Origin of the sequence: Desulfococcus sp., from assembly GCF_041737845.1 — a bacterium.
Classification (GTDB): Bacteria; Desulfobacterota; Desulfobacteria; order Desulfobacterales; family Desulfococcaceae; genus Desulfococcus.
This window is the reverse complement of record NZ_JBGSQX010000147.1, coordinates 122,613-129,321: the sequence shown is the minus strand read 5'-3', so window position 1 is coordinate 129,321 and position 6,709 is coordinate 122,613. Positions and strand designations below refer to the sequence as shown.

The following is a 6,709-nucleotide window of genomic DNA, read 5'->3' as shown; positions in this document are numbered from 1 at the left end:
GAAGCCCGGCGGCGCGTTCAGGCCGGTTCCCACGGCCGTGCCGCCGATGGCCAGGGGGTAGAGGCGATCGAGGCACCCCCGGGCCCGCTCGATCCCCAGTTCGATCTGGCGGGCATATCCGGAAAACTCCTGGCCCAGGGTCAGGGGTGTCGCATCCTGAAGGTGGGTCCGGCCGATTTTGATGATATCCCGGAAGGCCCGGACCTTCTCGTCCAGGGCCTGGCGGAGGTGGGACAGGGCCGGAATGAGCCGGTGCGTGACGGCTTCCACTGCGGCGATGTGCATCACCGCGGGAAAGGTGTCGTTGGAGGACTGGGACAGGTTGACATGGTCGTTGGGGTGCACCGGGCGCTTGTCCCCGCGACGGCCGCCGGCCATTTCACTGGCCCGGTTGGCGATGACCTCGTTGGCGTTCATGTTGGTCTGGGTGCCGCTGCCGGTCTGCCATACCACCAGGGGGAAATGATCGTCCAGGTCCCCCCGGGCGATCTCCTCCGCCGCCGCGGCAATGTGCCGGCCGACTTCGGGATCCAGAACCCCCAGGGCCATGTTGGCCTGGGCGCAGGCCTTTTTCAGGATGCCAAAGGCGCGAATCACCTCGCGCGGCATCCGTTCGTCCCCGATGGGAAAATTTTCAAGGGAGCGCTGGGTCTGGGCCCCCCAGTACCGGTCCGCCGGCACCTCGATGGGACCCATGGAATCCGTCTCGGTTCTCCAGTCCATGGCAACCTCCTTGGCGCTTTGATTGATGGGAAATATATTCAAAAAGATGCAAAACCCTAAGGGGCTAAAAATAGTCACCCCCGCCCCGTCGTCAATGTGCGGCATGGGCCGGTGCGGTTTATGGTGTGGTGCGACCACCGGCACCCGTCGCATCCCGCCCTCAACAGATGCGTGCCGGCCGGAAGGTCTCCAAAAAATGCCGATATTCAATTGATTATAGACTTTTTGCGATTAAAAACAGGACGTCACATTCGACATCAGGATCTGAAAAAAAATAATTGACAAATGAAATTCATCAAGTTAATTAAGCTCCATGGTCCTACCATCATAGATATTTCAGCATGGCGCCGGCGGTTTTTCCCCAGGGGGACGCGCGGAGTCTTCGGATGTCTGTGGAAAGGCTTGAAACGCCGGTCCGGCATGTATCCCGGGGGCGGCCCTGCCGTCGCCCCCCAAAAGCGAGCCAGTCATGTTCAACCCGGTCGATGGAAAAGAAATTACCGACAACATCGCCCTTCAAATCGAAGCCGCCATTTTGAACAATGAATTCAAACCGGGCGAAAAGCTTCCCAGCGAACGCGATCTCCAGAACCTTTTTCAAACCGGGCGGGGCGTCATCCGCGAGGCCCTTCGGGAACTGAAGCAGAAAGGCCTCATCGAAACCCGGCGCGGCGGAAAGGGCGGCACCTACGTCAAGGAGGTGGAGGCCTCCGAGGCAAGCGAAGGCCTGGCCCTCCTGATCCAGCAGCAGAAGATCGCCATCGAAAACCTCATCGAGTTCCGCGAATCCATGGACCGCACCGTCACCATCCTGGCCATCTCCCGCGGAAAAGACGGGGAGGCCCAGGCGCTCCTGGACCTCGTGGGCGAACTCGAACGGGCCGGCCTTTCGGATGCCCCGGATATGGCCCGCATCATCGCGGTCGACCGGGAACTGAACCTGCGCCTGGTGAAGATGACCCGGAACCAGATGTTCGAATGGATCATGCGGACGATCCAGATCGGTTTCGGCTCCTACGACCACATCCTTTATGAAGACAGCTACTACCGGGAGATCACCATCCGGAACTGGTACGAAACGGCCGTCGCCATCTCCCGGCGCGAGCCGATGAAGGCGCTCTCGTTCATCGGTCATCATTATGTCATGCTCAACCGGTGCATCCAGGAAAGCGAACTCAAACCGCAATGACACCCGCCATTCCCCCAACACCAGCGCCGGCATCCCCTTCCCGCCCATTCCGTGCCGCCGCTCCGGAGATGCCGCGATGCTGAAGGCCATCCACGTAACCAAGAAGTTCGGTGAACTCGTCGCCGTCAACGACCTCAGCTTCGATGTCGAAAAAGGTCAGATTTTCGGCATCGCCGGACCCAACGGGGCCGGGAAATCCACCGTCTACAACCTCATCACCGGATTTTTCCCGTTCGACGGCGCCATCGAGTTCGAAGGCAGAAACATCAGCGGGATGCCGACCCACCGGATCGCGCAGTTGGGCATTTCACGCACCTTCCAGATCCCCCGGACCTTTCCGAGCCTGACGGTTGAAAAAAGCGTCGGCGTGGGCAGCCGGTTCGGCGACCCGGGCGGCTTCGACCGCAACTACGTGGACAGGATCATCGATTTCATGGGCCTCGAAGCGGTGCGGCGCGAGACGACCGGCCAGCTCAACCTCCTGGGGAAAAAAAAGCTGATGATCGGGGCGGCCCTGGCCACGCGCCCCAAACTCCTGATGCTCGACGAGCCCATGGCCGGCTCCAACACATCGGAGATCAAAAGCCTGATGCACCTGATCCAGGCCATCAACACCGATCTGGGGGTCACCATCATCATCATCGAGCATTTCATGAAGGTGCTCACCGAGTTGACCGGGACGCTCCTCATCATTCAAACCGGGACGAAGCTCTGCTGCGGGGATCCAAGGGAAGTCACCAGCGATCCCAGGGTGATCGAATCCTATTTGGGGGAAGCATATGCTGACGGTATCCCGTCTTGACGCCTACTACGGCCAGTTTCACGTCCTGAAGGACATCTCCCTCGAGGTGAAAAAGGGAGAGGTCGCGGTCATGCTGGGCCCGAACGGGCACGGCAAGAGCACCCTGCTCAAGGCCATCTGCGGTCTTGCGGAAAAGGTGGCGGGCAGGATCGAGTATCTGGGCCGCGAGATCACCGGCCTTCCCGCAGAAAAACTGGTCAATCGGGGGGTGATTTACATCGCCGAAAATCGCGAGCTGTTCCCCCAGATGACGGTCATGGAGAATCTCAAGCTGGGGGCCTACTCCAAAAATGCCCGGCAGCATGAAAAAGAGAACCTCGACAAGGTGTTCGGCCTCTTTCCACGGCTTGCGGAACGCAAAAAGCAGCTCGCATCCACCATGAGCGGCGGCGAGGCCCGGATGCTCGCCATCGCCAGGGGCCTGATGTCCAACGCCGATTTTCTCTGCGTCGACGAACCGTCCCTGGGGCTCCAGCCCAATCTCCGGCTGGAGGTGTTCAACATCATCCGGGAGGTCAACCGGCAGGGCAAAACCATTCTCCTGGTCGAGCAGAACATCCCGCAGATCACCCAGGTGGCCGACAAGGTCTTCGTCCTGGAGGAGGGGCGGATCACCTTCCAGGGAGACAGGAACGAAGCCCTCGGCAACGACCGCTTGAAAGAGATCTTCCTGGGAATGTAGCGGCGCCGACCAACGACATTCCTTCAACCCGCCGGAGCCAATCAAGATGCTAATTGAACTCATCGATGTCATCATCAGCGGCCTGACCAACGGATCGGTCTATGCGCTGATGGCCGTCGGCCTGACGCTCGTGTACGGCGTGTCCAAGGCCTTCAACTTCGCCTATGGATCTTTTTTCAGCATGGGGGGCTACCTTGCCTGGGTGCTCATCGTTCCCCTGGGGGTCGCGGGGGGATACCTTTCGATTCTCGTCATCGCCGTCCCGGTGCTCCTGGCCATCGGATACGGGGTGGAACGGGCCATCGTTGCGCCGCTGAGGAAACGGTCGGACTGGGAGGTCAAGGTCATGATGATCACCCTGGGCCTGGCCCTTCTCCTCGACAATGCCTACGCGGTGGGTTTCGGGGCCCGCATGAAATCCCTGCCGGCCATGGTCGAGGGGGCCATGATCCTGGGGGACGTCGTCGTGTCCTACCAGGACCTGGTCATCTTCGTTCTCTCCATCGGCGGCATCGTCTGTTTCCGGTGGATCCTCAACAACACGCGGATCGGAATGGCCGTCCGGGCCGTCGCCCAGAACCCGGCCGGCGCTCAGATCGTGGGCATCCCCAAGGACATGATCTTCGGCGCCACCTTCGCCATCTCCACCGTGATGGTGGGCATCGGCGGCATCCTCCTCAGCCAGAAATACTTTGTCTCGCCCACCGGCGGATGGGACATCCTGGTGAAATCATGGGTCATCACCGCGTTCGGGGGGATGGGGTCCATCCGGGGCAGCCTTTACGCGGCCTTTATCCTGGGCATGCTGGAAGCCTTCGTGGGCTGGATATTCGGCATGACCTGGGTGCTGTTTGCAATGTTCGGCGTGCTGTTAATCATCCTGGCGGTGCGGCCCCAGGGACTACTCGGCAAGTGGGGTTGATCAATGAGCTGGCAACGCATGACCGTCATCATGGCCGTCATTTATGGTATCGTGGGCATCATGCCCGTGTTTGTGGGCGACGTGCGCTTCATCATGCACATCCTGATCATGTGCCTCATCTGGGCGGTGGTTGCCGCCTGCTGGGACCTCATCATGGGGTTTGCGGGCATCTTCTCCTTCGGCCAGGTGGCGTTTTTCGTCATGGGGGCTTACGGGTCCGCCATCCTGGCGTCCAAGCTGCAGATTCCGCCCATACTGGCCATGATCCTGGCCGGCGGCATCACCGCGGCGATCGGCGTCCTGGTCGGGCTGCCGTGCCTGCGGCTGAAGGGGGCCTATATCGCCCTGGTCACCTTTGCCGTCCACATGATTCTGGAGCCCTTCCTCAAGAGCGACATGGGGAGGTTTATCGGCACCGGGGGGTCCCGCGGGATTCTGACCATCCCGCCCATCCAGCTCTTCGGGATCACCTTCAGCTCCGCCGCGCCCGTCCCCTTCTTCTACCTGACCCTGATCCTGTCGATCCTCTGCACGGTGATCATCCTGATCGTGATCAAATCCTACTGGGGGACGGCGTTTCTCGCCCTGAAGGACTCCGAGGATTTCGCCGCAAGCCTGGGCGTCTCCGCCTTCAAGTACAAGCTCATGGTCTTCGCCCTGACATCCTTTCTCACGGGCATGATCGGCGGCTTTTACGGCCACTACGTCGGGATGCTCTCCACCCGGATGCTGGGCATCGACCTTTTCGTCACCCTCATGATCATGCTGGTGATCGGCGGCATCGGTGAATATCCGGGGGCCATCCTGGGGGCCTTCATCACGGTGACCCTCAACGAGATGCTGTCCCCCCTGGGACCCTACCGGCCGCTGATGCTGGGGGCACTGGTCGTCGCGCTGGTGCTGATCCTGCCCGACGGCGTCGTCGGCCTGATCCGGAAAATTTTCGCAGAGAATGCCGCCGAAGCCCGGGTGACGCGGTATTGACGCCCCTTTTGCTTCAGCGCCCTTGCGGCCGGAAGCCGGGAGTTCTCTGAACCCAACCGTTTTATAACCCGAAAAGGAGGAAGAAAAAGATGCAAAAACGCCTCATCATCGCTTTGACGCTTGCATGCGGCCTGATCGCCGGCCCCGCCGTGCTGTCCGCAGAAACCATCAAGGTCGGGGTCCCCCTGGCCATGACCGGACCCTACACCGACACCGGCGACAACTACTGGAAGGGCATCAAGATGGCCATCGACGAGATCAACGCCGGCGGGGGCCTGCTGGGAAAGGTCCTCGAACCGGTCCGGTTCGACACCCAGGATTTCTCCCCCGAGCGGGTCATGCAGGGCGCGGATTATCTCTGCGGCAAGGAGAAGGTCCACTCCGTCCATGCCGGATGGGCGGGATGGGGCCAGGACGTCCGCGCCTACGGCAAGTATGACGTGCCGTTCTTCTGCGACGACGGCTCCCAGGCCGCCGTGGACGTCTTCAGAACCGATCCCGAGATGTACAAGAACATCTTTCAGTTGACCGATACGGGCATCAACCAGGCCGAGAGCATGTTTCGCGTCATCATGGCCCTGCCCTACGAATATCCCAACAAGAAAGCGGTCATCATCACCGCCGACGACGCCTGGGGCACCGAGGTGGGCGACACCCTGGCCAAAAACTTCAAGGAGAAAGGCTGGGAGGTGGCCATGCACGAGGTCGTCCCCTACGGCACCCGTGAATGGGGCCCCATCCTCACCCAGATCCGCAAGGCCCAGCCCGCCGTGATCCATGTGGAGATCGTAAGCGCCCAGGAGGTCATCACCTTTTTCCGCCAGTTCATGAAGGCCCCGACCCGGAGCATCCTGAGCTATGGCTACAGCATCGTTCCCCGGGAGGTCGTGGAGACCATGGGCAAGGAAGCCGACGGCATCATCGGCGAGGTGCCCACGGCCATGCCGACCCCCGAGGCCCCGACCCCCGAGGCCCAGGCATGGGTGGACAAGTTCACCTCCCTCTACAAACACAATCCCCAGGCCGGCTCCTGGGCCGCGTACAGCGGCGTCAAAGCCTGGGCCTCGGCCGTTGCGGCCGTGGGCGACGAAACCAAGCACGCCGAGGTCATCAAATATATTCAGGACAACGGCTACAAGGGCGAAACCGGGTGGTGGAAGTGGGATGCGGACAACGTGATGCGCGCCGGCGGGGACGTGCCCATCGGCCACTACCAGGTCCAGAACGGAGAGCTGGTGACCATCTTCACCGACCCCCCGACCCAGCCCTATAAAAATTTTAAATTCATCCCCCCGCGCTGGATAAAATAACGATTTTATCCAAAACCCGCAGGGGCAGGCCCCTGCGAATTGTCCGTTTCCGGGGCAACCCCGGGGGGGATTGCCCCTGCGCAAAATCACACGTCGG

At 61.0% G+C, this 6,709-nt stretch carries 7 protein-coding genes; 6 read left to right on the top strand and 1 reads right to left on the bottom strand.

The window, feature by feature from the left end; translation table 11 throughout:
- The coding region (locus ACEW8N_RS18450) for a lyase family protein (protein ID WP_373501329.1) at positions 1-723 on the bottom strand (723 nt) is incomplete at its 3' end.
- 469 nt (positions 724-1,192) lie between these two features.
- On the opposite strand from ACEW8N_RS18450, the gene ACEW8N_RS18445 reads away from it, so the two are divergent.
- The 6 genes from ACEW8N_RS18445 (at position 1,193) to ACEW8N_RS18420 (ending at position 6,612) form a co-directional block, all read left to right on the top strand.
- Positions 1,193-1,912 (top strand): FadR/GntR family transcriptional regulator, encoded by a 720-nt coding sequence (locus ACEW8N_RS18445; protein ID WP_373501328.1) that lies wholly within the window; start codon positions 1,193-1,195, stop codon positions 1,910-1,912.
- A 76-nt stretch (positions 1,913-1,988) separates the two neighbouring features.
- Complete coding sequence (locus ACEW8N_RS18440) at positions 1,989-2,714, top strand: ABC transporter ATP-binding protein (RefSeq protein ID WP_373501327.1); 726 nt, start codon at positions 1,989-1,991, stop codon at positions 2,712-2,714.
- Positions 2,692-3,396: an ABC transporter ATP-binding protein gene (locus ACEW8N_RS18435; RefSeq protein ID WP_373501326.1), complete on the top strand. Its 705-nt coding sequence runs from the start codon at positions 2,692-2,694 to the stop codon at positions 3,394-3,396. Before ACEW8N_RS18440 ends, ACEW8N_RS18435 begins: the two co-directional genes overlap by 23 nt.
- 46 nt (positions 3,397-3,442) lie before the next feature.
- Complete coding sequence (locus ACEW8N_RS18430) at positions 3,443-4,318, top strand: branched-chain amino acid ABC transporter permease (RefSeq protein WP_373501325.1); 876 nt, start codon at positions 3,443-3,445, stop codon at positions 4,316-4,318.
- Between the two features lie 3 nt (positions 4,319-4,321).
- The gene (locus ACEW8N_RS18425; protein ID WP_373501324.1) at positions 4,322-5,302 is read left to right on the top strand and encodes a branched-chain amino acid ABC transporter permease; all 981 of its coding nucleotides are present in this window, start codon (positions 4,322-4,324) and stop codon (positions 5,300-5,302) included.
- 89 nt (positions 5,303-5,391) lie between these two features.
- Positions 5,392-6,612: an ABC transporter substrate-binding protein gene (locus ACEW8N_RS18420; RefSeq protein ID WP_373501323.1), complete on the top strand. Its 1,221-nt coding sequence runs from the start codon at positions 5,392-5,394 to the stop codon at positions 6,610-6,612.
- Positions 6,613-6,709: the final 97 nt, after the last annotated feature.

Bases quoted from the DNA above. Each gene is read 5' to 3' on its own strand.
- ACEW8N_RS18445 (WP_373501328.1), top strand. From the start codon at position 1,193: ATGTTCAACCCGGTCGATGGAAAAGAAATTACCGACAACATCGCCCTT.
- ACEW8N_RS18425 (WP_373501324.1), top strand. From the start codon at position 4,322: ATGAGCTGGCAACGCATGACCGTCATCATGGCCGTCATTTATGGTATC.
- ACEW8N_RS18440 (WP_373501327.1), top strand. From the start codon at position 1,989: ATGCTGAAGGCCATCCACGTAACCAAGAAGTTCGGTGAACTCGTCGCC.
- ACEW8N_RS18435 (WP_373501326.1), top strand. From the start codon at position 2,692: ATGCTGACGGTATCCCGTCTTGACGCCTACTACGGCCAGTTTCACGTC.
- ACEW8N_RS18430 (WP_373501325.1), top strand. From the start codon at position 3,443: ATGCTAATTGAACTCATCGATGTCATCATCAGCGGCCTGACCAACGGA.
- ACEW8N_RS18420 (WP_373501323.1), top strand. From the start codon at position 5,392: ATGCAAAAACGCCTCATCATCGCTTTGACGCTTGCATGCGGCCTGATC.